Source organism: Aliiruegeria lutimaris (assembly GCF_900099935.1).
Lineage (GTDB): Bacteria > Pseudomonadota > Alphaproteobacteria > Rhodobacterales > Rhodobacteraceae > Tropicimonas > Tropicimonas lutimaris.
This window is the reverse complement of record NZ_FNEK01000034.1, coordinates 22,688-44,416: the sequence shown is the minus strand read 5'-3', so window position 1 is coordinate 44,416 and position 21,729 is coordinate 22,688. Positions and strand designations below refer to the sequence as shown.

General features: G+C 61.0%; 22 protein-coding genes, 1 tRNA gene and 1 pseudogene. 8 read left to right on the top strand and 16 right to left on the bottom strand.

Annotation, left to right across the window (positions count from 1 at the left end; all coding sequences use genetic code 11):
* Positions 1-12: 12 nt before the first annotated feature.
* A complete protein-coding gene (locus BLR85_RS16160) occupies positions 13-1,269 on the top strand; it encodes a TRAP transporter large permease (protein WP_093158259.1) in 1,257 nt (418 codons plus the stop codon).
* On the opposite strand, the gene BLR85_RS16155 is transcribed toward BLR85_RS16160, so the two are convergent.
* Entirely contained in the window at positions 1,263-2,288 is a 1,026-nt protein-coding gene (locus tag BLR85_RS16155) for a LysR family transcriptional regulator (protein ID WP_093158254.1), read from the bottom strand. The genes BLR85_RS16160 and BLR85_RS16155 overlap by 7 nt on opposite strands.
* A 176-nt stretch (positions 2,289-2,464) precedes the next feature.
* A complete protein-coding gene (locus BLR85_RS16150; RefSeq protein WP_093158248.1) occupies positions 2,465-2,917 on the bottom strand; it encodes a MarR family winged helix-turn-helix transcriptional regulator in 453 nt (150 codons plus the stop codon).
* Positions 2,918-3,052: 135 nt separating this feature from the next.
* Here BLR85_RS16150 and BLR85_RS16145 point away from each other — a divergent pair, with 135 nt between their 5' ends.
* Both BLR85_RS16145 and BLR85_RS30485 read left to right on the top strand, forming a co-directional pair.
* Positions 3,053-4,969 (top strand): FAD-binding monooxygenase, encoded by a 1,917-nt coding sequence (locus tag BLR85_RS16145; RefSeq protein ID WP_093158243.1) that lies wholly within the window; start codon positions 3,053-3,055, stop codon positions 4,967-4,969.
* Positions 4,970-4,981: 12 nt separating this feature from the next.
* Positions 4,982-5,404: an integrase core domain-containing protein gene (locus tag BLR85_RS30485; RefSeq protein WP_093158238.1), complete on the top strand. Its 423-nt coding sequence runs from the start codon at positions 4,982-4,984 to the stop codon at positions 5,402-5,404.
* On the opposite strand, the gene BLR85_RS16135 is transcribed toward BLR85_RS30485, so the two are convergent.
* From BLR85_RS16135 to BLR85_RS16115, 5 genes and pseudogenes are all read right to left on the bottom strand, one after another.
* Positions 5,365-5,826 carry a NanQ anomerase/TabA/YiaL family protein gene (locus BLR85_RS16135; RefSeq protein ID WP_093158233.1) on the bottom strand — a complete coding sequence of 154 codons (462 nt, stop codon included), beginning with the start codon at positions 5,824-5,826 and terminating at the stop codon, positions 5,365-5,367. The two genes, BLR85_RS30485 and BLR85_RS16135, sit on opposite strands and share 40 nt — an antisense overlap.
* Positions 5,827-5,935: 109 nt before the next feature.
* The gene (locus BLR85_RS16130) at positions 5,936-6,949 is read right to left on the bottom strand and encodes a LacI family DNA-binding transcriptional regulator (protein WP_244520755.1); all 1,014 of its coding nucleotides are present in this window, start codon (positions 6,947-6,949) and stop codon (positions 5,936-5,938) included.
* A 90-nt stretch (positions 6,950-7,039) separates the two neighbouring features.
* Positions 7,040-7,372, bottom strand: a complete 333-nt coding sequence (locus tag BLR85_RS16125) for a hypothetical protein (RefSeq protein WP_093158228.1) — start codon at positions 7,370-7,372, stop codon at positions 7,040-7,042.
* Positions 7,369-8,265, bottom strand: a pseudogene (locus tag BLR85_RS30365) (NAD(P)-dependent oxidoreductase); the annotation flags it as partial. The pseudogene BLR85_RS30365 and the gene BLR85_RS16125, both read right to left, overlap by 4 nt.
* Positions 8,266-8,295: 30 nt before the next feature.
* Positions 8,296-9,069 (bottom strand): SDR family oxidoreductase, encoded by a 774-nt coding sequence (locus BLR85_RS16115; protein WP_093158220.1) that lies wholly within the window; start codon positions 9,067-9,069, stop codon positions 8,296-8,298.
* 89 nt (positions 9,070-9,158) lie between these two features.
* On the opposite strand from BLR85_RS16115, the gene BLR85_RS16110 reads away from it, so the two are divergent.
* Together BLR85_RS16110 and BLR85_RS29895 are read left to right on the top strand one after the other, a co-directional pair.
* Positions 9,159-10,106 (top strand): 2-hydroxyacid dehydrogenase, encoded by a 948-nt coding sequence (locus tag BLR85_RS16110; RefSeq protein WP_170844599.1) that lies wholly within the window; start codon positions 9,159-9,161, stop codon positions 10,104-10,106.
* Positions 10,107-10,190: 84 nt separating this feature from the next.
* Positions 10,191-10,412 carry an alcohol dehydrogenase catalytic domain-containing protein gene (locus tag BLR85_RS29895; protein ID WP_425284487.1) on the top strand — a complete coding sequence of 74 codons (222 nt, stop codon included), beginning with the start codon at positions 10,191-10,193 and terminating at the stop codon, positions 10,410-10,412.
* A 548-nt stretch (positions 10,413-10,960) separates the two neighbouring features.
* On the opposite strand, the gene BLR85_RS16100 is transcribed toward BLR85_RS29895, so the two are convergent.
* The 5 genes from BLR85_RS16100 to BLR85_RS16080 form a co-directional block, all read right to left on the bottom strand.
* Positions 10,961-12,505, bottom strand: a complete 1,545-nt coding sequence (locus BLR85_RS16100) for an alanine/glycine:cation symporter family protein (protein WP_093158212.1) — start codon at positions 12,503-12,505, stop codon at positions 10,961-10,963.
* An 11-nt stretch (positions 12,506-12,516) separates the two neighbouring features.
* Positions 12,517-12,954, bottom strand: coding sequence for a universal stress protein (locus BLR85_RS16095; protein ID WP_093158209.1), 438 nt, complete (start codon positions 12,952-12,954; stop codon positions 12,517-12,519).
* 450 nt (positions 12,955-13,404) lie between these two features.
* Positions 13,405-13,884: a DUF6538 domain-containing protein gene (locus BLR85_RS16090; protein ID WP_139188424.1), complete on the bottom strand. Its 480-nt coding sequence runs from the start codon at positions 13,882-13,884 to the stop codon at positions 13,405-13,407.
* 82 nt (positions 13,885-13,966) lie between these two features.
* Positions 13,967-14,042, bottom strand: a tRNA-Ala gene (locus BLR85_RS16085).
* A gap of 69 nt (positions 14,043-14,111) precedes the next feature.
* Positions 14,112-14,435, bottom strand: coding sequence for a TIGR02300 family protein (locus tag BLR85_RS16080; RefSeq protein WP_093158203.1), 324 nt, complete (start codon positions 14,433-14,435; stop codon positions 14,112-14,114).
* Positions 14,436-14,535: 100 nt separating this feature from the next.
* Between BLR85_RS16080 and BLR85_RS16075 the strand changes: the two genes are divergently transcribed.
* The gene (locus BLR85_RS16075) at positions 14,536-15,237 is read left to right on the top strand and encodes a M48 family metallopeptidase (RefSeq protein ID WP_093158198.1); all 702 of its coding nucleotides are present in this window, start codon (positions 14,536-14,538) and stop codon (positions 15,235-15,237) included.
* Positions 15,238-15,268: 31 nt separating this feature from the next.
* Positions 15,269-15,937 carry a GntR family transcriptional regulator gene (locus tag BLR85_RS16070; protein WP_093158192.1) on the top strand — a complete coding sequence of 223 codons (669 nt, stop codon included), beginning with the start codon at positions 15,269-15,271 and terminating at the stop codon, positions 15,935-15,937.
* Here the strand turns inward: BLR85_RS16070 and BLR85_RS16065 are convergent.
* The 4 genes from BLR85_RS16065 to BLR85_RS16050 all read right to left on the bottom strand — a co-directional run bounded on the left by BLR85_RS16065 (position 15,906) and on the right by BLR85_RS16050 (position 19,787).
* Entirely contained in the window at positions 15,906-16,520 is a 615-nt protein-coding gene (locus BLR85_RS16065) for a thymidine kinase (RefSeq protein WP_093158188.1), read from the bottom strand. The two genes, BLR85_RS16070 and BLR85_RS16065, sit on opposite strands and share 32 nt — an antisense overlap.
* Before the next feature lie 83 nt (positions 16,521-16,603).
* A complete protein-coding gene (gene deoD, locus BLR85_RS16060) occupies positions 16,604-17,308 on the bottom strand; it encodes a purine-nucleoside phosphorylase (RefSeq protein ID WP_093158183.1) in 705 nt (234 codons plus the stop codon).
* A 73-nt stretch (positions 17,309-17,381) separates the two neighbouring features.
* Positions 17,382-17,702: an H-NS histone family protein gene (locus tag BLR85_RS16055; RefSeq protein WP_093158177.1), complete on the bottom strand. Its 321-nt coding sequence runs from the start codon at positions 17,700-17,702 to the stop codon at positions 17,382-17,384.
* Positions 17,703-17,819: 117 nt separating this feature from the next.
* The gene (locus BLR85_RS16050; protein ID WP_093158173.1) at positions 17,820-19,787 is read right to left on the bottom strand and encodes a protein meaA; all 1,968 of its coding nucleotides are present in this window, start codon (positions 19,785-19,787) and stop codon (positions 17,820-17,822) included.
* A 296-nt stretch (positions 19,788-20,083) separates the two neighbouring features.
* Between BLR85_RS16050 and ccrA the strand changes: the two genes are divergently transcribed.
* Positions 20,084-21,370: a crotonyl-CoA carboxylase/reductase gene (ccrA, locus tag BLR85_RS16045; protein ID WP_093158168.1), complete on the top strand. Its 1,287-nt coding sequence runs from the start codon at positions 20,084-20,086 to the stop codon at positions 21,368-21,370.
* The last annotated feature ends 359 nt before the right edge of the window (positions 21,371-21,729 follow it).

Genomic DNA, 21,729 nt, shown 5'->3' with positions numbered 1-21,729 from the left:
CGGAGAAAAAGCATGACCGCTCCCCTGATTTGGGTCTTCTTCGGGCTACTGGCCTTCTCGGTGCCCGTGGCCCACGCAATGCTTGGCGGCGTCGCCGCGGCGCTGATTGCCGATGGCAAGCCGCTCGCGGTCATCGTCCAGCGCCTCTACACGCCCACGCAGAGCTTCCCGATGCTCGCCATCCCGTTCTTCATCATGGCCGGTTCGTTGATGATGTCGGGCAAGTTCGGCGTCTATCTCGTCAATATCGCACGCCTGCTCGTCGGCCATTTCCGTGGCGGACTGGGGCAGGTGACCATCATCGGTTCGGTGATGTTCGGCGGCGTCTCCGGCTCGGCCGTGGCCGACGCTTCCGCGCTCGGCAATGCGCTGATCCCGGTGCAGAAGAAGGAAGGCTATCCCGGCGGCTTCTCGGCGGCGGTCAATTCCTGCGCCTCCACCGTCTCGGTCCTGATCCCGCCCTCGATCCCGCTGATCCTGTTCGGGCTGGTCTCCAACGTCTCCATCGTCGATCTCTTTGTCGCCGGCATCCTGCCCGGCCTGATGCTCGGCGTCGGCATGTTCGCCATGGTGGCCATCGTTGCCCGGGCGATGAAGCTGCCGCGCTCGCCGCTGCCGGGAGGCTTCGCCGCCTTCAAGAGCCAGGTGTTCATCGCGATCCCGGCGCTGCTGATGCCCGTCTTCGTCATAGGCACGCTGCGCTTCGGCATCGCCACGCCGACCGAGGTTTCGGTCATGGCCGTGGCCTATGCGCTGATCGTGTCGGGCCTGCTTTACCGCGACCTGACATGGAAAGGCATCTGGGACGCCTCGGTCGAAACCGCGATGATGACCGGTGCGGTGATGATCATCATCATGGCCTCCTCCACGATCCAGTGGGTGCTGACCGCCGAGCGCGTGCCGCAGATGCTGGCCGAATGGGTGGGCGTGACCTTCTCCGAGCCTTGGATGGTGATTATCGCCCTCAACTGCGTGATGCTGGTCGTGGGCGCCTTCCTCGACCTGCCGGCCGCCGTGCTCCTGCTCGGGCCGCTCTTCGTCACCATCGCCAACTCGATCGGGCTGGACCTGGTGCAACTGGGCCTGATCATGGTCGTCAACCTCGCCATCGGCCTCTACACGCCGCCGGTGGGCACGACGCTCTTCATCTCCACCGCCATTGCGAGATGCAGAATCGGCGAAACAGTCCGCGCGCTTCTGCCTTTCTACGGCGTCGCGATCATCGTGCTGCTGCTGATCTCCTACGTTCCGGCGCTGACCATCTACTGAGGGTCCTGCGCTTCCGGACGGGCCGGCTTCTCCCCGTCACTCCCTCCCTCCGACGCCGGCCCGTCCTCATGAACCACACGACACCCGTTCGCCTTCAGGAAGGCCCGGATCTCGGTCATGTGCTCCAGGCCTTGCTCTACGACCCATTCGGTGAACAGCCGAACGATCCGGCGGTTGGTATGCCGGGGCGGACAGACCACGCGATATGCGGGATAGGCGATCACGTCGATCTGCGAAGAAAGCGGTACCAGCCGTCCCTCAGAGAGTTCTCGCCAGGCCAACACCACGCTCTCCAGCGCCACGCCGGCGCCGTCGGCGGCAAGTTGTATCGCCATCGATGAACGGTCGAAGCGTAGCTGATACAAGGGCGGTATCGACAGCGACTGTCCGCCATACCGGTTCAGCCACAGATCCCAACGAAACACGCTCTTCGCGGAATCGATTAGCTGGGCCTTGCGAATTTGCTCCATCGGGTCGTCGCTGATTTCCCTGAGCTTCTCCAACAGGGATGGCGCGCACATCGGCATCACGAAATCCTGCATCACCAGCACTTCGTGAAATCCGGTGGCCGTTTCCTGGCCGTAACGCAGGTCGAGATCCACGATCTCGGTTTCGAAATCGGAGAAATCCGGCGTTGCATCCACCCGGACCGCCCAGTTCGGGTTCTGTTCAAGGAAGGATTTTATCCGCGGCCCCAGCCAGCGCACACCGAAGGATGGGCTTACCCGCATGATGAACTGCCGGCCCTGCGGTTGGCGGACGATGGCGGATTGAACATCCGTCATCAGCCGGAAGGCCTTCGATGTGGCGTTGTAGAGCCGCTCGCCTTCTTCGGTCGGGATCAACCGGCGGTTGCGACGGCGGAACAGCAAAACACCGAATTGCTGTTCGAGCAGGCGTATCTGTTGGCTGACGGCCGAGGTGGTCACCTGAAGCTCTTCGGCGGCCTGAGACACTTTCCCGAGCCGCACGACGGCTTCGAAGTACCGCAAGCCGTTAAAGTTAATGTCTTTCAGCATACGACCTCTCGGATGTGCCGCCCTCTTGCGGCGGCGCGGCTGGTCCTTGGCGGACGTCGGCCCTTCCGGGGCATCGTAATCGCCCGCACGCAGACCGCAATCCCTGGAGCACGCGCTGGCGTTTCAGCATGCGGGAATACCGGGTCAGAACGTCGGTCGTTAGAAGAACCGGCGTCTCACTCGACGTGCGAGGAGGGCTCCATATCGTCCTCGCTTCCGACCGCTTTGTGGGCGAGCTTCAGAAAGGTCTCTCTTTCTGTCTCGTCCAATCCATTCAGAACCTCATCCTGAAGCGCCGTCACGATCGGCAGGATCTGCTCGAAAGCCTCGGCGCCCTTACCGGTCACCCTGACCTCCCGGGCCCGTCGGTCGCGCTTGCTGACCTCCCGGCGCACGTACCCCTTGTGCTCCAGCCGGTCGATCACGCCCCCGATGGTCGCCCGGTCATAGGCGATCAAGGCGGCGACGCTCGCCTGGTCGATGCCGGGATGCGTGATGATCGCGTCCATGGCGGCAAACTGGACAGGCGTGAGGTCGAGCCCGGCATTGTGCATGTGCTTCGAAAACACCTGCGTCGAAATCTGGTTCAACCGGCGAATCAAGTGCCCGGCCATCCCGCGCGCCTTCATGTCTCCTGACTCCAATCCGTAACTATCTGCAATAAAGTTAATTTGTTGAAATTAGTTTGTATACGTATTTTTCTTGATCGAGAATAGTAAGTATAGTTATTATATCCGGGAAACGTGGCGCGAGGAGGATGGGCGATGCAATTTTACGTGGACGGTTTTCGCGGGGGCGATCCCGATATCAGGAACGCAGCGCCCTGTCGTCGCAATCGCGGGCACCATGCGCCGCTGCCGGAAAAGGTGGATGTGCTGATCGCCGGTTGCGGACCGGCGGGTCTTTGCCTTGCCGCGCAGCTTTCACAGTTTCCCGAAATCGAAACGATGATCGTGGAGCGCAAGCCGGGCCCGATCGAGAAAGGGCAGGCCGATGGCATCAACACCCGGACGATGGAGATGTTCCAGGCGTTCGGCTTCGGCGAGCAGGTGAAGCGCGAAGGCTACTGGGTGAACCAGACCACGTTCTGGTCGCCCGACCCGAAGAACCCGGAACGGATCCAGCGGATCGGACGGGTGCAGGACGTGCCCGAGGATTCCTCCGAAATGCCCCATACTCTCATCAACCAGGCGCGGGTGCATGAGTTGTTCCTCGACGTGATGCGGAATTCACCTTCGCGGCTGGAGCCGGACTATTCCTGGTCGGTGCGGGATGTGAGCATCGACAACTCGACCGACGACTATCCCGTTACGGTGACCCTGGAGAATACCGGCATCAATGCGGGTGAGACAAAGACAGTGCAGGCCAATTACGTCGTGGGCTGCGACGGCGCGCGCTCGAATGTCCGCACGGCCATTGGCGGGCAGTTGCACGGCGACGCGGCGCACCAGGCCTGGGGTGTAATGGATATCCTCGCCAATACCGACTTTCCGGATGTACGGCAGAAATGCCTGGTTGCCTCCTCTTCCGAAGGCAACATCCTGATCCTGCCGCGCGAGGGTGGCTACCTGTTCCGGATGTATGTGGAGCTGGACAAGCTGAACCCGGACGAGCGGGTCTCAAGCCGGAATTTCACCGAAGCCGACATGATCGCCGCCGCGAACCGGATCATGAAACCCTACACGATCGACGTGAAGCAGGTCGTCTGGTGGTCGATCTACGAGATCGGGCATCGGCTGACCGATCGTTTCGACGACGTTCCGGCCGGCGAGGATCGCAACCCGCGCGTGTTCACCGCGGGCGATGCCTGCCACACCCACAGCCCGAAGGCCGGGCAGGGGATGAATGTTTCGATGCAGGATACGTTCAACCTCGGCTGGAAGCTGGTGCATGTGCTGCAGGGGCGTTCCGATGCCAGCCTGCTGCGGAGCTACTCGGCCGAACGCTGGGCCGAGGCCAAGCGGCTGATCGACAAGGACCACGAATGGTCGCGTATCATGTCGGCCCCTCCGGGAAAATCCGAACTCGACGGCGGGCACATGCCGCGCTTTCAGAAGCAATTCATCGAGAACCTCGAATTCACCGGTGGGCTTGCCGTGAAATATGGACCTTCGGCGCTCACCGCTGCTTCCTCGCACCAGGCGCTGGCCACTGGCGAGGAAATCGGACGGCGTTTCCACTCGGCCCCGGTGGTGCGGGTGGCGGACGCGATGCGGATGCAGCTCGGCCATGTTGCCGAGGCGGATAGCCGCTGGCGGATCTACGCCTTTACCGGCGCAAAGGACGGGTCTGCTCCGGGGTCGGCAATTCACCGGCTGGCCGATTGGCTGGAGACCGATCCCTCCTCGCCTGTCGTGAAATACACTCGTCAGGGCGAGGATATCGACGCGGTCATCGACCTGCGTGCGGTGTTCCAGCAGCACTTCGACGAGCTGGCCTATGAGGACATGCCGTCGCTCCTCAAGCCCAGCAAGGGCCGGCTGGGACTGCAGGATCACGAGAAGGTCTTCTGCGTCGATCACAAGGGGCTTGGCGATATCTACGACATGCGCGGCATCGATCGCGAGCACGGCTGCATGATCGTGGTGCGCCCGGATCAGTATGTCGCAAACGTCCTGCCACTGGACGCCTTTACGGAGCTTTCAGAGTTTTTCGCGGTTTTTCTTGTTCCGGCAGGGTAAAGCTGATCGGGAATGCCAGTGGTTGGTCTGCTCTCGGGCTGGCCAACCGATAGCGCGTTGCGCGACGGCTGGCCGGCAGTCCGCACGTTCACAGCTGGGGTAGGCTCACGTCGCCGAGCGACTTTGACGCTGGTGGACAGGAGGTGTCCTCGACTTGCCTTGAACGAACGGTTCAACGGCACAGTGCGCAGGGAAATCCTGAACGCCGAATGGTTCACATCAACCAGACAGGCTCAGGTCGTCATCAATTGCTGGCTCAAGCAGTACGTCCCCAGAACTGAACGGTACGCCCCGCTATCGTTCCCCGAGTTTCCCCTCCATTCGCCCGATGGATCCCTGTCCCCTGCGCACCAATTGGGGACAAGGAAAACCTGTCGTTGGGAGATTGCGACTGGCTACAGGAGAACCTTGACGACGATCTTCCGGACGTCCTGATTCTGCTCCGCCGAGCAACCGGGGCGATGTATATCCCACGGGTAGAAAACGGCATAACTGCCCGGCGAGAGGGTCAGATAGCACTCATCTGGGACATCGGCGAAGAAAAGAACGTCGTTCTCTTCCAGAAGGTCCTCGACCACGGTCGGCTTGCCGATCATCGGCGCAAACCCCATTTTCTCTCGGCCGGACACAACGAACTGGACGTCGATATAGCTCTTATGTGCTTCGGGCCGCTTTTCGGAGGCCGGTTGCGTCACGTAGTCTTGCACCTGTGCGAATAGCCTCTCGCCATCGATATCTATGCGCCCCGTCTTGGCGCTGGTGAAATCCGTACTGGCCAGGAACTCGAGGGCCTCCAGAATATTCGCCGGCAGCGTCTCGGCTGCTGCGGCCAGGTTATCCAGGCGTCCAAAGATCATGTTCTCTCCTCTTCGGTTCATCGGTTCATCGGTCCAGCAAGCGGCTGAACCGTAAATCCTTGTTTCTGTCCCCATTCAATCCCGCAACCCGGCTTCCGGCGCCAACCCGCTACGGAGCCGATTGCCGTACAACCAGTTGCGGAAAGATCTCTTCTATTTGCGGATCGACAGGCACCTCGTCGCTCCGCAACAGCTTGACGATCAACTGCCCAGTCTTGCGCCCGATCTCGGTCGGAAATGCGTCTATCGTCGTGATTGTCGGGTGAGCGAAGGCCGAGATGTCATAGGCACCGAACCCGGCGATGGCGATGTCCTCCGGAACCCGCAGCCCGCGGCGCTGACATTCGGTCAGGGCGCCGAAGGCGGACAGGTCAGACACGCAGACCGCTGCTTCCGTATCCGGGAACCTGGCCAGCAGGCTTTGCATGGCCAGGGCGCCTTCCCGCATGGCGACGGGGGCCGGGCCGGCGGAAATGAGGCGTGAAGCGTCCAGGCCGTGGCGACCGAGCGCCTCCAGGAAGCCGGCCAGCCGCGCCTGGCCCCGGTGGTCACCCGCCGCATCCCCACCGAGAAAGGCGATCTTCGTGAAGCCTCTCGAAATGAGGTGATCCACCAATCCCTTCATGGCGGTCGTGTTGGAAAAGCCAACGACATGCTGGACCGGCTTGTCCGGAAGGTCCCAGGTTTCGATAATCGGAACAGTGGCGTTCGCGAGCAGTTCTCGCGCCCGCTCGGTGTGGTGGCCCCCTGTCAGCACGATCGCTTCGGGGCTGCGGCGCAACAATTGTTCGATCAGGCGCTGTTCCTCGTCGACGCTGTAGCCGGTGTAGCCTAGCAGGATCTGGAGCCCATGCTGTTCCAGGACCCTGGACATGGCACCAATCGTGTCGGCGAAGTTGGCGTTGTTCAGCGACGGGATGATCGCTGCGACAAAGCCGGACTTCCGGGAACGCAGGTTGGATGCCGCGCTGTCGAAGACATAGCCCAACTCCTCGGCCGCTTTCATCACCCTGGCGCGGGTATCGGCGTTGACCACGGCGTCCGACTTGAAGGCGCGCGAAACCGTCATCGGCGCGACGCCGGCGGCCTTGGCAACGTCCTTCATTGTGATCTTGCGGCTCATGTTCGCCTTTTCGATCCTGTCGGTGCCATCCGCAAGGGAGCGCAAGCATTTCCGGGTTCCCGCTTTTTAGTGCCGGGAGGCCGGGTGCGATTACACCGGATAGGCCGTGCGCTCCGTGACATGGTGGTGAATGTGGCCGTCAAAGCATTCGGCAAAGATCTCGCCGGTCACTTCGATCGCATGTTCGCGGGCAGGGCTGGCAAGTGCGGCCCGCATCGTATCGACATCCGGATAGGACACCGCGAGGATCAGCGGCAGGTCCGGCGCCCCTTCGTCGCGCTCGTTCGTAAAGGCGATGCTTACCTCGAGGACACCGTCGAAGGTTTTCAGGATCGGCACGAGGCGATCGCGGATGCCGTCCCGGAAGGCCTGTGTCTTGCCGTCCTTGAGGCGACCTTCGAACATGGCATATCGGGTAATCATGACAGTTTGTCCCTGTTGGGGCCTTTGAAGTATTCCATCAGCGCGGCCTGGTCTTCGCCGCCAAGACCGGCGGCGGTGAGCATGCGGTGCACCTCGGCGCAGACCGCCGTCAGGGGCATGGACGTGTTGGTCAGCCGTGCCAGGTCCTGGGCGCCGTTCAGATCCTTGACCATGTTGTCGATCCGCCCTGTGCGGCGGTAATCGCGCGTGGCAAAGCGGGGCATGTACTCCTGAAGCAGCGCGCTGTCGGCCCGCCCGCCCTTCAATGCCTGCGGTATCTTGGCCGCGTCCACGCCCGCATCCTCGGCAAGTTGCGTCGCTTCGGCGACAGCAAGAAACCCGAGACCGCAAAGGACCTGGTTGATCAGCTTGGTCGTCTGCCCGGCGCCGGACGGCCCCATATGGGTGTAGTTGCTTGCGACGTGCTTGAGAACTTCATGGGCGTCGGCAACGTCCTTTTCGGTGCCGCCGGCCATCAGGGTCAACTCGCCGATCAGCGCCTTCGGCGCACCGCCGGAAAGCGGGCTGTCGACCCATCGAAGGCCCGCTTCGGCCGCCTTCACGGCCAGCGCCTTGGTCGCTTCCGGATCGATCGACGACATGTCGATGATCAGCGTTCCCGGCTTCGCGCCTTCGGCCACGCCTTGAGGTCCGAAAACGGCGATCTCCACGATCTTTGCCGCATTCAGGCTGGTGATGACAAAGTCGCTTGCGGCGGCGGCCTCCGCGGCTGAACTCGCCGCCGAGGCGCCCTTTTCCGTCAGGACCGCGACCTTTTCCAGATCCAGGTCAAAGACTGTCAGGTTGCATCCGGTTTCCACAAGCCGGGTGCCGATGGCACCGCCCATGGCGCCGGCTCCGATCAGGGCAACGTTCAATGTCATCATGCTCTCCTGTCTGTTGCTTGCCTGGAAGGCTCTGGCTCAGAGCGACGCGGTGATGCCGCCATCCACGTACAGTGTGTGGCCGTTGACGAAGCTCGACGCGGGCGACGACAGAAACACGCAGGCGCCCACTAGTTCATCGACATTGCCCCACCGGCCAGCCGGGGTCCGCTTTTCCAGCCATGCGGTAAAATCAGGGTCCGCAACAAGCGCGGCGTTGAGTGGCGTGTCGAAATAGCCCGGAGCGATCCCGTTGCATTGCAGCCCGTACTTCGCCCAGTCGGTCGCCATGCCCTTGGTCAGGTTGCCGACGGCGCCTTTGGTCGCCGTGTAGGGGGCGATGCCCGGGCGGGCGAGGGAGGTCTGTACCGAAGCGATGTTGATGATCTTGCCTTCACCACGTCCAATCATGTGGCGGGCGACAGCCTGGCCGACGTTGAAGACGGTCGTGATATTGGTCTGAAGCAATTGTTGAAAGGCTTCAGGCGGGAAGTCCTGAAGCTCGGTGCGGTGCTGCATCCCGGCATTGTTCACCAGAATGTCGATCGGTCCGATGTCCGTCTCGAACGTGTCAATGGCGGCCTTGACGGCAGCATGGTCAGTCGCGTCGAAGGCGAGTTCGTAGACAGTTCCACCTGCAGCGCGCAGTTCTTTGGCCGCGCCCGCCAGTTTGTCCACATCGCGTCCGTTCAAGATGAGAGCGGCACCGGCCTCCATCAGGCCCTTGGCAAGAGCGAAGCCGATCCCTTGGGACGAGCCGGTTACGAGGGCCGTCTTTCCGCTCAGATCGAAAAGTTCCATTCCAGTCGCCATGGTGTGTCTCCGATTTTGGCCTCGACAAATCTGTGCAATCCCGCTTATGGTATCGATACCATAGAATGTCAAGGCGAGGAGAAGCAGATATGGAAACCCCCGAAATCCTGCAGGTCGGCCCCTATCCCGAATGGGATGAAATCCCTCTGAACGAAGCCTTTTCCGTGCATAGATATTTCGATGCGCCGGACAAGGCGGCGTTCCTTGCCGAGGTTGGACCGACGATTCGCGGGATTGCCACCCGCGGCGAGCTCGGGGCGGATCGCGCGATGATTTCCGCCTGTCCCAACCTGGAAGTGATCTCGGTCTACGGGGTGGGCTATGACGCTGTCGATCTGGAAGCCTGCCGCGAGCGCGGCATTCGAGTGACCAATACGCCTGACGTGCTGACCTGCGATGTTGCCGATCTGGGCGTGGCGATGATGCTGGTCCAGTCCCGCGGCATGATCGGTGCCGAAACCTGGGTGAAAGACGGAAGCTGGGCAGCCAAAGGGCTGTATCCGCTCCGCAACCGGGTGCACGGCAAGCGGGCTGGTGTTCTCGGCCTTGGCCGGATCGGTTTCGAAGTCGCCAAGCGGTTGTCCGGTTTCGACATGGATATCGCCTATAGCGACGTGGCCCCGAAGGAATACGCTTCCGATTGGGAGTTCATCGCCGATCCCGTTGCCCTGGCCGAACGGTCCGATTTCCTTTTCGTGACCCTCGCAGCCTCAGCCGAAACCCGCCACATCGTCAGCCGCGAGGTGATCGAAGCGGTCGGCCCGGAAGGGATGATCATCAACGTTTCCCGCGCTTCAAATGTCGACGAAGAGGCGCTTCTTGATGCGCTGGAAGACGGCACGCTCGGTTCTGCGGCACTGGACGTTTTTGAAGGCGAACCAGCGCTGAATAAACGCTTCCTCAAGCTCGACAACGTCCTTCTCCAGCCCCACCACGCTTCGGGCACGTTCGAGACCCGCAAGGCGATGGGCAAACTGGTACGTGACAACCTCTCGGCCCATTTCGCGGGCGAGGACCTGCCCACTCCCGTTCTGTGAGGCTTTAACGAAAACATCGTAATTCACGCGGCCAAGGATCTCCGGGTCGAAGAGCAGGAGGCCGGGCAACCTGGCCCATGCGAGGTGGCGGTGCGGCTTGCTGCTGGCGGCGTCTGTGGCTCCGACCTGCATTACGACAACCACGGCGGTTTCGGTGCAATCCGTTTGAAGGAGTTGATGATCCTTGGCCACGAAGTGGCCGGGCTCATCACCGCTGTGGGCGAAGGCGTCGAAGGGCTCGATGTTGGGCAGTTGGTCGCCGTCTCGCCATCATGTCCCCGTGGAAATTGCAAATATTGCCAATAAGGCCGGCACAACCAGTGCCCCAACATACGGTTCTACGGTTCGGCATTGCCCTTCCCCAACATCCAAGGCGCGTTCCGCGAAATACTGGTGGCCGACCCGGCCATCACCCTTGTTGCGACCAACGTCCGCTATCGGAGAGGGGGCCGAACGGGTGGACGCAATACTCGAGTCTTCGGAAAAAGAAATATGCGTTCGACATGGTGGGTGAGCACACAACGCGCAAGCAATTTCCCGGCCCCTTTTCGCCCCTCCAACCAGCGGCCGGGCCATTGGGGCCATCCACAAACTCTCGTCTTTCATCATCTCGCGGCCTCGTCCAAACATGCGCTGCGACGAGAACGCTCCAGTTCCTGGTCTTGAGAAGCGCAATCGTCCGCTTACTCAGATATCCGGCAATGCTTCACACCGGGGTAGGCGGCGTGGAGGCTGGAGACGACGATTGCAGGGAACTGTTCCTGAACGCGGCCTGTCCGAATCGTACGAGCCGATACGCGCAGGAAATGGAGGTGGCGGGCCGGGTATGATCCGGCCCGCCGGGGGGCACGTGGCTAGTGCCCGGTGAACTTCTTGATCTCACCCGACTTTAACCGCGACGTATAGCTTTGAAGCTCTGCCTTCACGATGGGCATAAGCACGTAAAGCGCCGAGATATTGACCACCGCCATAGCGAAGATCGCCGCGTCGGAGAAGTCGATCACCGGCCCAAGGCTCGCGGCCGCGCCGATCACGACAAAGACGCAGAAAATGATCTTGAAGATCAGTTCGGTCGTCTTGCCTTCACCGAAAAGGTAGGTCCATGCCTTCAACCCATAATAAGACCACGAGATCATGGTCGAGAAGGCGAACAGGATCACCGCGATGACCAGGACATAGGGGAACCAGCTGAAACCGGTGGCGAAGGCCGCCGAGGTCAGGCTGACGCCCGAGACATCACCCACGGTCTGGATCGAACTGCCGTTGAGGATGTAGTCACCCGAGGCCGGGTCGATCATCAACATGCCCGAAATGGTAATGACCAACGCGGTCATCGTGCAGATCACGACGGTGTCGATGAAAGGCTCGAGAAGCGACACGAAGCCTTCGGTTATCGGCTCCTTGGTACGGACCGCCGAGTGCGCGATGGCCGCCGAACCAACGCCGGCCTCGTTCGAGAATGCCGCCCGCTTGAAGCCCTGGATCAGCGCGCCGACCATGCCGCCAGCGACGCCCGCGCCGGTGAACGCACCATCGATGATCTGGCCGAAGGCCCAGCCTATCTTGTCAAAGTTCACCAGCAGGATGATCAGCGCTGTGCCAACGTACAGTACCCCCATGAACGGCACGACTTTCTCCGTCACCCGGGCGATCGACTTGATGCCGCCAACGATGACCGCAAAGACCACCCCCGCGAACAACAGGCCGGTGATCCAACCAGGGTAATCGCCGACGATACCCGCGATCTGCTGATGCGCCTGGTTGGCCTGGAACATATTGCCACCACCAAGCGCGCCGAGAATGCAGAAGATCGAAAAGACAACGGCAAGGATCTTGCCTCCCGGCGTGCCCTTTTCGGCAAACCCTTTCGACATGTAGTACATAGGGCCGCCGGAGACGGTGCCATCGGGATACTCGTTGCGGTATTTCACGCCCAACGTGCACTCGGTGAACTTCGAAGCCATGCCCAACAGGCCCGCGAGGATCATCCAGAAGGTGGCCCCGGGACCCCCGATGCCGACGGCCACCGCAACTCCCGCGATGTTGCCCAGTCCCACGGTGCCTGACAGCGCTGTGGCCAGCGCCTGAAAATGGCTGACCTCGCCTGCGTCATCGGGGTCGGAGTAGTCGCCCTTGACCAGCGCGATCGAATGGCCGAAGGCCTTGAACTGGACAAAGCCAAAATAGATCGTGAAGATCGACGCGGCGATCACCAGCCACATGACGATCCACGGAAACGATGTGCCAGGGATGGGTGCGAAGATCAGGCTGACGAAGGGGCCGGTCACAGCTGCGAAAGCCTCATTGACGGTCGCGTCGATCGTTTTTGCCTCTTGTGCGGCCAGCGGGGTCGCGCTGAGCGCCAGCCCGGAAAGGGCTAGGGGAAATAGGCGTTTCATATACTTTCTCCTTAGCTCACGACCGTGACGGGCACGCTGGCATTCATGACCAAATTTGCGGTGGACGAGCCGAATATTCGGGAAGCAAAGCCGGTGTCGGAAGCGCGGGCGACCACGATCTGGACGGCCTTTTCCTCTACCGCGACGCGCTCGAGAGTGTCGGCGACATCGCCGTGCCGGACCACGCCGCGCGTTTCGAAGCCTTCTTTCTTAAGGCCATCGACGGCTGGGGTGACCACACGGTCCATTGCCTGCTTAATTTCTTCTTGCCGGCGCTTGTGGCGCTCTGCATTTTCTTCCGGAGTCTGAAAGGAAAACGGCGACCATTCCACGACGTAAACCAGGATCAGTTCGCAGGACCCAATCAGGGCGCCCAGCTTCTTGGCGTAGTCGACGGCGCGCGCGCCCGACCCGCTGCCGTCAAGTCCGACGACTATCTTTTCTGACATTCTGTCCCTCCCTAGCGAATTTGTTTATTTTTATTCGGTTCGGATTCATCTCGACGACGTTTTTGCCAAGATGGAATAGTTCACAGAACCTGCTCAATTCCGTTAGGTCAACAGATTTTGGGATAACGTCCGTCCAGGTTTCGCGGATCTCCCGACCGCCGCGACCCAGATTTGATGGGCCGCCTGGCCGTTTGTGACACGCCCGTATTGGGCTTGGCCAGGAAGGTAACTCACGAGCACGGCGGGTTCACATCTTCCTCCATTCCTTCCGGAACGGGATGTCGCGAAACGTAGTAACCGACTTCGGGGTGCCTGCGGCGAAAGCTCACTTTGTCCCGCTCTCCGGCCATTCGAACGTATCGTGGCGGAGGTCCGAAAACCGCCCTTTTTGACTGATGCTGCATTCGGGATGAACGGCGACTTCTAGCGTCCTTGCCGTCATTCGTCACATCATCCTGCAGCGGTTCCTTCGCGCATGGCATCCACGGTTTCGGAGCGTTCTTCGAACATACCTCTCGTGTCTTTCAGCGCCTCGTCGACAGCCTCGAAGATCGATAGCCCTCCGAACGTCGTCGAACGGTCTTCCTGCTCCATGAACCCTTCAAGGCGCACTTCGTCGTCCTCATCCAGAAGGTAGTGGACGTAGGCTTTCTTCATCAGATTGATCTGATCCTCCGGCAGTTCGTCCAAGGGCGCACTGCGCGCGGTCGCGAGCCACTGTCTGTGCTTCCCGAAGCGCTGATCAACTCCTACAGCCGCAATCCGCACACGCCTAACCGCCTCGCCGTGTTCGTTAGTCCGGAGCGAGAAGGTCTCTTCGCTCTTGGGATACGTCTCGGAGATGTCTCTGGGGATCGCGGCGCGGTGGTATAAGGTGCTTTTTCGGCGGTAGAGGCGTGGGTGTCCGGGCATCTTTTCAAGAGCCGCCACTGTAATACCTCACTGTAACAGGCCGTGAAATCCTCCCAATGAAACCAAGGGCTTGCAGTGAAACCAATGACTTAGGGGTGGATGGTGGAGCCAAGGGGAGTCGAACCCCTGACCTCTTGCATGCCATGCAAGCGCTCTCCCAACTGAGCTATGGCCCCGGTAGCGCGGTGTGTATTCACCGGCTGGAGGGAGTTCAAGTAGAAAATGAACTCCCCGAAAAAAGATATTTACGAGTCGTCGTCATCCGAACCAACATCGGCAATTTCGTCGAGCGAGACGTTGTCATCGTCGGCATCGTCGTCGAGCACGTCATCACCGAGATCGACATCGGTGTCTGCATCCAGATCGTCATCGTCATCGATCAGGACTTCTTCTTCGGGTGCGGACTGCTTGTCCTTCTCGTCCTTGATCAGGACGCGGGACTTGTTCCCGGTGTCGAGCTGCACGATCTCTCCGGTATACGGGCTTACGATCGGATCCCGACCGAGATCGTAGAACCGCTTTCCGGTGGTCGGGCAGACGCGCTTGACTCCCCATTCTTCCTTGGGCATCGGATGGTCCTTCAACTGAGGGCGGATTATGAACGCTGCCCGATGCCACAGGAATGCGGGCCTGTCAAACCTAAAGCGACTCGGCCGGGAAAGGGACGCTATGAGTGAACATGTGCTGGAGGGCGACCCGCCTGTTCGACTTGTCCTGCGGCGCTCCGCACGAGCGCGCCGATACTCATTGCGGGTGTCGCGGCTTGACGGCCGGGTGACCCTCACAATGCCGAAAAGCGCCTCGCCGGCGCGGGCGCTGGAATTCGCACGGGAAAAGGCTGCTTGGATCCGCACGCGGCTCGCGGACCGACCTTCCGAGGTTCTGGCGGATTTCGGCGCCTCCCTTCCGGTCGACGGCCGGCAGATGCGGATCGAAGCCGGAAGTCGAAACCTTCTCGACATGGAGGGGGGGCGAATCGTGGTGTCTCAGCGGAGCAAATCCGCCCCCGCGGCCGTGTTGGCCCTTCTGCGCGCGCTTGCCCGGGACCGGTTGGTCGCGGCTTCCGACCATTTTGCCGAGGGTTTGGGGCGTGACTACAGCCGGATAACCCTGCGGGACACGTGTTCGCGTTGGGGGTCGTGTTCGTCGGCAGGCGCGCTGATGTACTCGTGGCGCCTGATCCTGGCACCGCCCGAGGTGTTGCGCTATGTGGCGGCGCATGAGGTGGCTCATCTGGCCGAAATGAACCACGGGCCGCGCTTCTGGGCGCAGGTTGAACGGCTCTATCCGGGCTACCAGGCGCATCGCGTCTGGCTGCGCAGCCATGGCGAGACGTTGCACCGCTATCGTTTCGCCGAGCGGGCGGATTGACCCGGCCCGGAATGCGTGGGCAGTATTCGCTATGTTTCTCAACTCGCGCCCTTCCGAGAACTCAACCCATGGCGGACCGACAGCGGCCGCGCATGACCGGATCTATCGCACGATGCGGACCCGGATCATGCATGGCGAACTTTTGCCGGGGCAGGCGCTGACGCTGCGCGGTATCGCCAAGGACTTCGGCGTTTCGATGACGCCGGTGCGTGAAGCGCTGCGGCGGCTGGTGGCCGAAGGGGCGTTGATGCTCTCAGCGTCCGGGCGGGTCTCGACGCCGGAGTTGACCGCTGAGCGCATCGAGGAGCTTGCTGCGCTGCGAGCGCTGCTGGAGCCCGAGCTGGCCTCACGTGCCCTCCCAAGGGCCCATATGGCGCTGATCGAGCGGTTGCAGAGCATCAACGCCAATATTGCCACGGTAAACGCCCGACCCGACGCATCGGTCTATATCAAGACGAACCTGGAGTTCCATCGTACGCTCTACCTGCGCGCGCAGGCGCCGGCGATGCTGGCCATGGCCGAGACGGTGTGGTTGCAACTGGGGCCGACGATGGGGCTGCTTTATGATCGGCTGCAGCGGCAGGACGCACCCTATCACCACAAGCTGATCATTGCCGCACTCAAGGCCGGGGATGAACCCTCGCTGCGGCTCGCTGTGCGCAGCGATGTCACGCAGGGGCTTCGGCTTCTGGCGCAGTAGGTTCCACGTCTCCCACCGCTTCGCGCCAGTGCTTGCGGCATAGCGAGACATAGGTCTCGTTGCCGCCGATCTGTACCTGTTCGCCTTCAACCAGCGCACGCCCGTCCGGCCCCATGCGCGCGACCATCGTCGCTTTGCGTCCACAATGGCAGATCGTCCGGATCTCGCGCATCTCGTCGGCAAGCGCGAGCAACGTGGCCGATCCGGGGAACAGGTGTCCCATGAAGTCCACGCGCAGGCCGTAGCACATGACTGGTATCTTGATATCGTCCACGGCGCGCGCCAATTGCCAGACCTGCGTTTCGCTCAGAAACTGCGCCTCGTCGACAAAGACGCAGGCGCAGGGGCCTTCCTGCCGACGTTGGCGGATCTTCTCGTAGAGGTCGTCCTGTTCGGAGAACACGTCCGCTTCCGCGGAAATGCCGATCCGGGACCCGATCTTGCCGATGCCCGCGCGGGTATCGACGCCGGCCGTCAGCAAGTAGGTCTGCATGCCGCGTTCACGGTAGTTATGCGATGCCTGCAGCAGGATCGTCGACTTGCCGGCATTCATGGTGGAGTAATGAAAGTAGAGCTTGGCCATGTTCCGCGATTAGCGCGAGCGGGCAGGGCAGGGCAAGCAGAGACGCGAGCGGGGCGGCGATCCGCCCCTGCCCGGGATCGTGATCAGGCGAAGGCCGCTTCGAGGGCGATCTCGACCATGTCGCCGAAGCTCTTTTCGCGCTGGTCGCTCGGCAGCGCCTCGCCGGTCTTGAGGTGATCCGAAATTGTCAGGATCGCCAGAGCCCGGCGGCCAAAACGCGCAGCGACCGTGTAAAGCTCGGCGGCCTCCATTTCGACGGCAAGGGTTCCGTGGCGGGCCAATTGCTCCACGAGGTCGGGCCGTTCATCGTAAAAGACATCAGAGGAATAGATGCCGCCGACATGGGTGTCGACATCCCGCGTTGCGGCCGCCTTTGCCGCCGCCGAAAGCAATTCGTAATTCGCGCAAGGCGCGTAGTTCAATTCGCGGAAGATGCCGCTCGAGGGTGTGGACAGGGTTGAGGCGGTCATGGCGAGGACAATGTCGCGCACTTTCACATCGTCCTGCATTCCTCCGGCCGAACCTATGCGAATAAGCGTCTGCGCGCCGTAATCCCGAATGAGTTCGTTGGTATAAATCGACAGGGACGGCATTCCCATTCCGGACCCGTGAATAGTCACGCGATTGCCTTTCCATGAGCCGGTAAACCCGAGCATTCCCCGGACCTCGTTAACGCAGACCGCATTTTCCAGGAAAGTCTCTGCAGCCCACTTTGCCCGATACGGGTCTCCGGGCATCAGGACGGTTTCGGCGATATCGCCGGGCTTCGCTCCGATATGAACTGTCATGTGTTCCTCCAATGAAAACGGACCGCGCAGGCGGTCCGTCTACAATAGCCCGAGACAGGCGCGCTTGCGCCCCTCAGATTTCGAATTCTGCTATGTCGGTGCCGGCGGCCTCCGCATCGTTGATCCATTGCGGCTTGCGGCCACGGCCGCTCCAGGTTGCCGAAGGGTCTTGGGGGTTGCGGTATTTGGGCGGGACCTTGCCGCGCGTCTTTGCCTTGGCGGGCGCGATACCGGTCAATTCCTTGAGGCTGAAACCATGCGCGCGTGCAGCTTCTTCAGCTGCGTCCAAAGCGGCCTGCCGTTCGCGTTCGGCCAGCGTCGAAAGCGCTTTTTTGGCATTCGTGATGAGCGCTTCCAATTCGGAACGGGACAGGCTGTTCAGGTCGATTTCCATTTTTATCTCCCGATGTTTGGACTCGTTTCATGAGCACAGTCATCGGGAAAATCAATTGGAATCTTGCCAATATTCACGAATTGGCCGGAATTGGTGGTGGCGACCTGTCTAAAAGGGCTACTCGGCCGCCATTTCCGTTGGATCCGCCAGGGTCACAATATCCATCATGATCCGATTCAGTTCGAAATCCTTGGGCGTGTAGACCTTGCGCACGCCCATTGCGAGCAGCCTTTCAGCGTCGTCATCCGGGATAATTCCCCCGACCACGACGGGGGTGTTTCCCAAGCCGGCCGCGCGCATTTTCTCCATCAGGTCGGACACCAGTGGTATATGGCTGCCCGAGAGAATAGACAGGCCGACAACGTGCGGCGCGCCTTTGAGCGAGGCCTCGACAATTTCCTCGGGCGTAAGACGAATACCCTCGTAGTCGATATCCATTCCACAATCACGGGCACGGAAAGCGATTTGCTCTGCGCCGTTGGAATGGCCGTCCAGACCCGGTTTGCCCATCAGGAATTTCAACCTCCGGCCTAGACGGTCGGAAACGGCGTCGATGGCGGAGCGGATCTCGTCCAAACCTTCGGTCTTGTTGGAAACAGCGCGGGAGACGCCGGTCGGTCCACGGAACTGGCCGAAGACCTCGCGCATGACGCCGGCCCATTCGCCCGTCGTCACTCCGGCCTTTGCGGCGGTGATGGATGGGATCATGACATTGTCGCCGTTGCGGGCGGCATCGCGCAGCGCGTCCAGGGCAGCCTTCACGGCCGAGTCATCGCGCTCGGCCCGCCAGGCGTTCAGCCGGTCGATCTGATCCTGCTCCATCGCCGGATCGACCACCATGATACCGCCTTCTTCGTCCATCAGCGGGGACGGCTCGCCTTCGGTCCAGCGGTTGACGCCGACAACCGTGGTCTCGCCCGCTTCGATGTCGTTCAGACGGTCCGCGTTCGAGTTCACGAGTTGCGATTTCATATACTCGATCGCGCCGATAGCGCCGCCCATGCCCTCGAGGTTGGCAAGCTCGTGGCGGGCGCCGGTCTTTAGCGCCTCCACCTTGGCCTCGACGGCGGGGTTGTTGTCGAACAGGTCCTCGTATTCCAGCAGGTCGGTTTCATAGGCCATGATCTGCTGCATGCGGAGCGACCATTGCTGGTCCCAGGGGCGGGGAAGACCGAGCGCCTCGTTCCAGGCAGGAAGCTGCACGGCGCGGGCACGGGCCTTTTTCGACAGCGTTACGGCCAGCATCTCGATCAGGATACGGTAGACGTTGTTTTCCGGCTGCTGCTCGGTCAGGCCGAGCGAGTTCACCTGAACGCCGTAGCGGAAGCGGCGGTATTTCGCATCCTCGACGCCATAGCGCTCGCGGCAGATCTCGTCCCAGAGATCGACGAAGGCGCGCATCTTGCACATCTCGGTGACAAACCGGATGCCGGCGTTCACGAAAAACGAGATGCGGCCGACAAGCTTGGGAAAATCTTCTGCCGGCACCTTGTCCTTTAGCCCGTCCAGCACCGCTTGCGCCGTGGCCAGCGCGAAAGCCAGTTCCTGCTCGGGCGTCGCACCCGCCTCCTGCAGATGGTAGGAGCAGACATTCATCGGGTTCCACTTTGGAACCGCCGAATAGCAATACTCGGCCACGTCCGTGATGAGTTTCAGCGACGGTTTCGGCGGACATATATAAGTGCCGCGCGACAGGTACTCCTTGATGATGTCGTTTTGCACCGTACCCTGCAGCTTGGAGATATCCGCGCCCTGCTCCTCGGCCACCGCAATATAGAGCGCCAGCAACCACGGCGCCGTAGCGTTGATGGTCATCGAGGTGTTCATCTGTTCCAGCGGGATCTGGTCGAAGAGCGCCCGCATGTCACCCAGATGAGCCACCGGCACACCGACCTTGCCAACCTCGCCGCGCGCCAGTTGGTGGTCGCTGTCATAGCCGGTCTGGGTTGGCAGGTCGAAAGCGACCGAGAGGCCGGTCTGTCCCTTGGCGAGGTTGGTCCTGTAGAGCTCGTTCGACTTTTTCGCGGTCGAGTGGCCGGCATAGGTACGGAACAGCCAGGGGCGGTCTTTCTTCGCGTCGCTCATCGGAGTCCTCCCGAGTCAGGATGGGCAATATGATTTCGTTCTGGGTGAGTTATGCGAAATATTATAGCTCTGTCAATTCGCTGCGTTGCGGCAGGATCTGGATGCGGATCTTTGCGTCTGCAGCGCGCAGAGAAATTGGGTGTTTTCTGAGGTTTCTGTGGAGAGCTGCAATTCCGAGAGACATAAAGTTACAAAAATACACCAAAGTCCGATTGCAATGTTGCGCGACGCACCGTATCAAATCTCGAAACCCGCGTTGATTCTGCGACGCGGCAAGTGATGACAGGGAGGCTTACATGGCTCTGGATGACATGACCCACGCAAGTTACGAGGCCCCGGAAAAGGACCTCTACGAGATCGGCGAAATCCCCCCGATGGGCTTCGTGCCGCCCAAGATGTACGCTTGGGCAATCCGTCGCGAGCGCCACGGCGAGCCGGACAAATCGTTCCAGGTGGAAGTGGTCGACACGCCAAAGCTCGACAGCCATGAAGTGCTGGTTCTCGTGATGGCCGCGGGCGTCAACTATAACGGTGTGTGGGCCGGTCTCGGTGTGCCGATTTCTCCCTTTGACGGCCATGGAGCCGACTATCACATTGCCGGCTCCGATGCCTCGGGGATCGTCTGGGCCGTCGGTGACAAGGTGCGCAGTTGGAAGGTCGGCGACGAAGTCGTGATCCACTGCAACCAGGATGATGGCGACGACGAGGAATGCAATGGTGGCGACCCGATGTATTCTCCGAGCCAGCGGATCTGGGGTTACGAGACCCCGAACGGCTCCTTTGCCCAGTTTACCAATGTTCAGGCGCAGCAGCTTCTGCCGCGTCCGCGGCACCTGACTTGGGAGGAAAGCGCCTGCTACACGCTGACGCTGGCCACCGCTTACCGGATGCTTTTTGGTCACCACCCGCATGAGCTGAAGCCCGGCCAGAATGTGCTGGTCTGGGGCGCCTCGGGCGGTCTGGGCTCCTATGCCATCCAGCTCATCAATGCCGCTGGCGGCAACGCGATTGGCGTGATCTCCGACGAGGACAAGCGCGACTTCGTGATGAATCTTGGCGCAAAAGGCGTGATCAACCGCAAGGACTTCGACTGCTGGGGGCAGTTGCCGACGGTCAACACGCCGGAATATGCCGCGTGGTTCAAGGAAGCCCGCAAGTTCGGCAAGGCGATCTGGGACATTACCGGCAAGGGCAACAATGTGGACATGGTGTTCGAGCACCCCGGCGAGTCCACTTTCCCGGTCTCCTCCTTCGTCTGCAAGAAGGGCGGCATGGTCGTGATCTGCGCCGGTACCACCGGTTTCAACTGTACCTTCGACGTGCGCTACATCTGGATGCACCAGAAGCGCCTGCAAGGTTCCCACTTCGCCCACTTGAAACAGGCCGCCGCGGCCAACCGGCTGATGGTGGAGCGGCGCCTCGACCCCTGCATGTCGGAGGTCTTCTCCTGGGACGAGATCCCGGCTGCCCACATGAAGATGCTGCGCAACGAGCACAAGCCGGGCAACATGTCCGTGCTGGTGCAGGTCCCGACGACCGGCCTGCGCACGCTTGAAGATGCTCTGGAGGCTCGCGGCGCCTGATCGCGGCCACGGGCACGGACAGCAAACGGATCGCCGCCTGGCCTCAGGCGGCGATTTTCGTTTTGGTTCGTTTGTTCGCCGTTTCTGCCAAAGGAGGCTGTCATCGATTGGCAAGATTCTCTGCGCTATGCGGAACGCCGTTGCGAGACTCGCATTGTTCTCAAGCGCTATTAAATCCAATTCACAAGTTGATCGGTTAGCGTGAATAGGCCGGAGAAGGTGTGAGCTTTCCTCCCTTATCATTAGCTCAGAGAATCAAGCATATTTAATCTGGATTTGGGCCGGAAAATACAAATTTTTAGGGGTTTATTTTTCGCGTTCTCGCTATTTATGGGGAGGATAAAGACGCGAATTCTGTC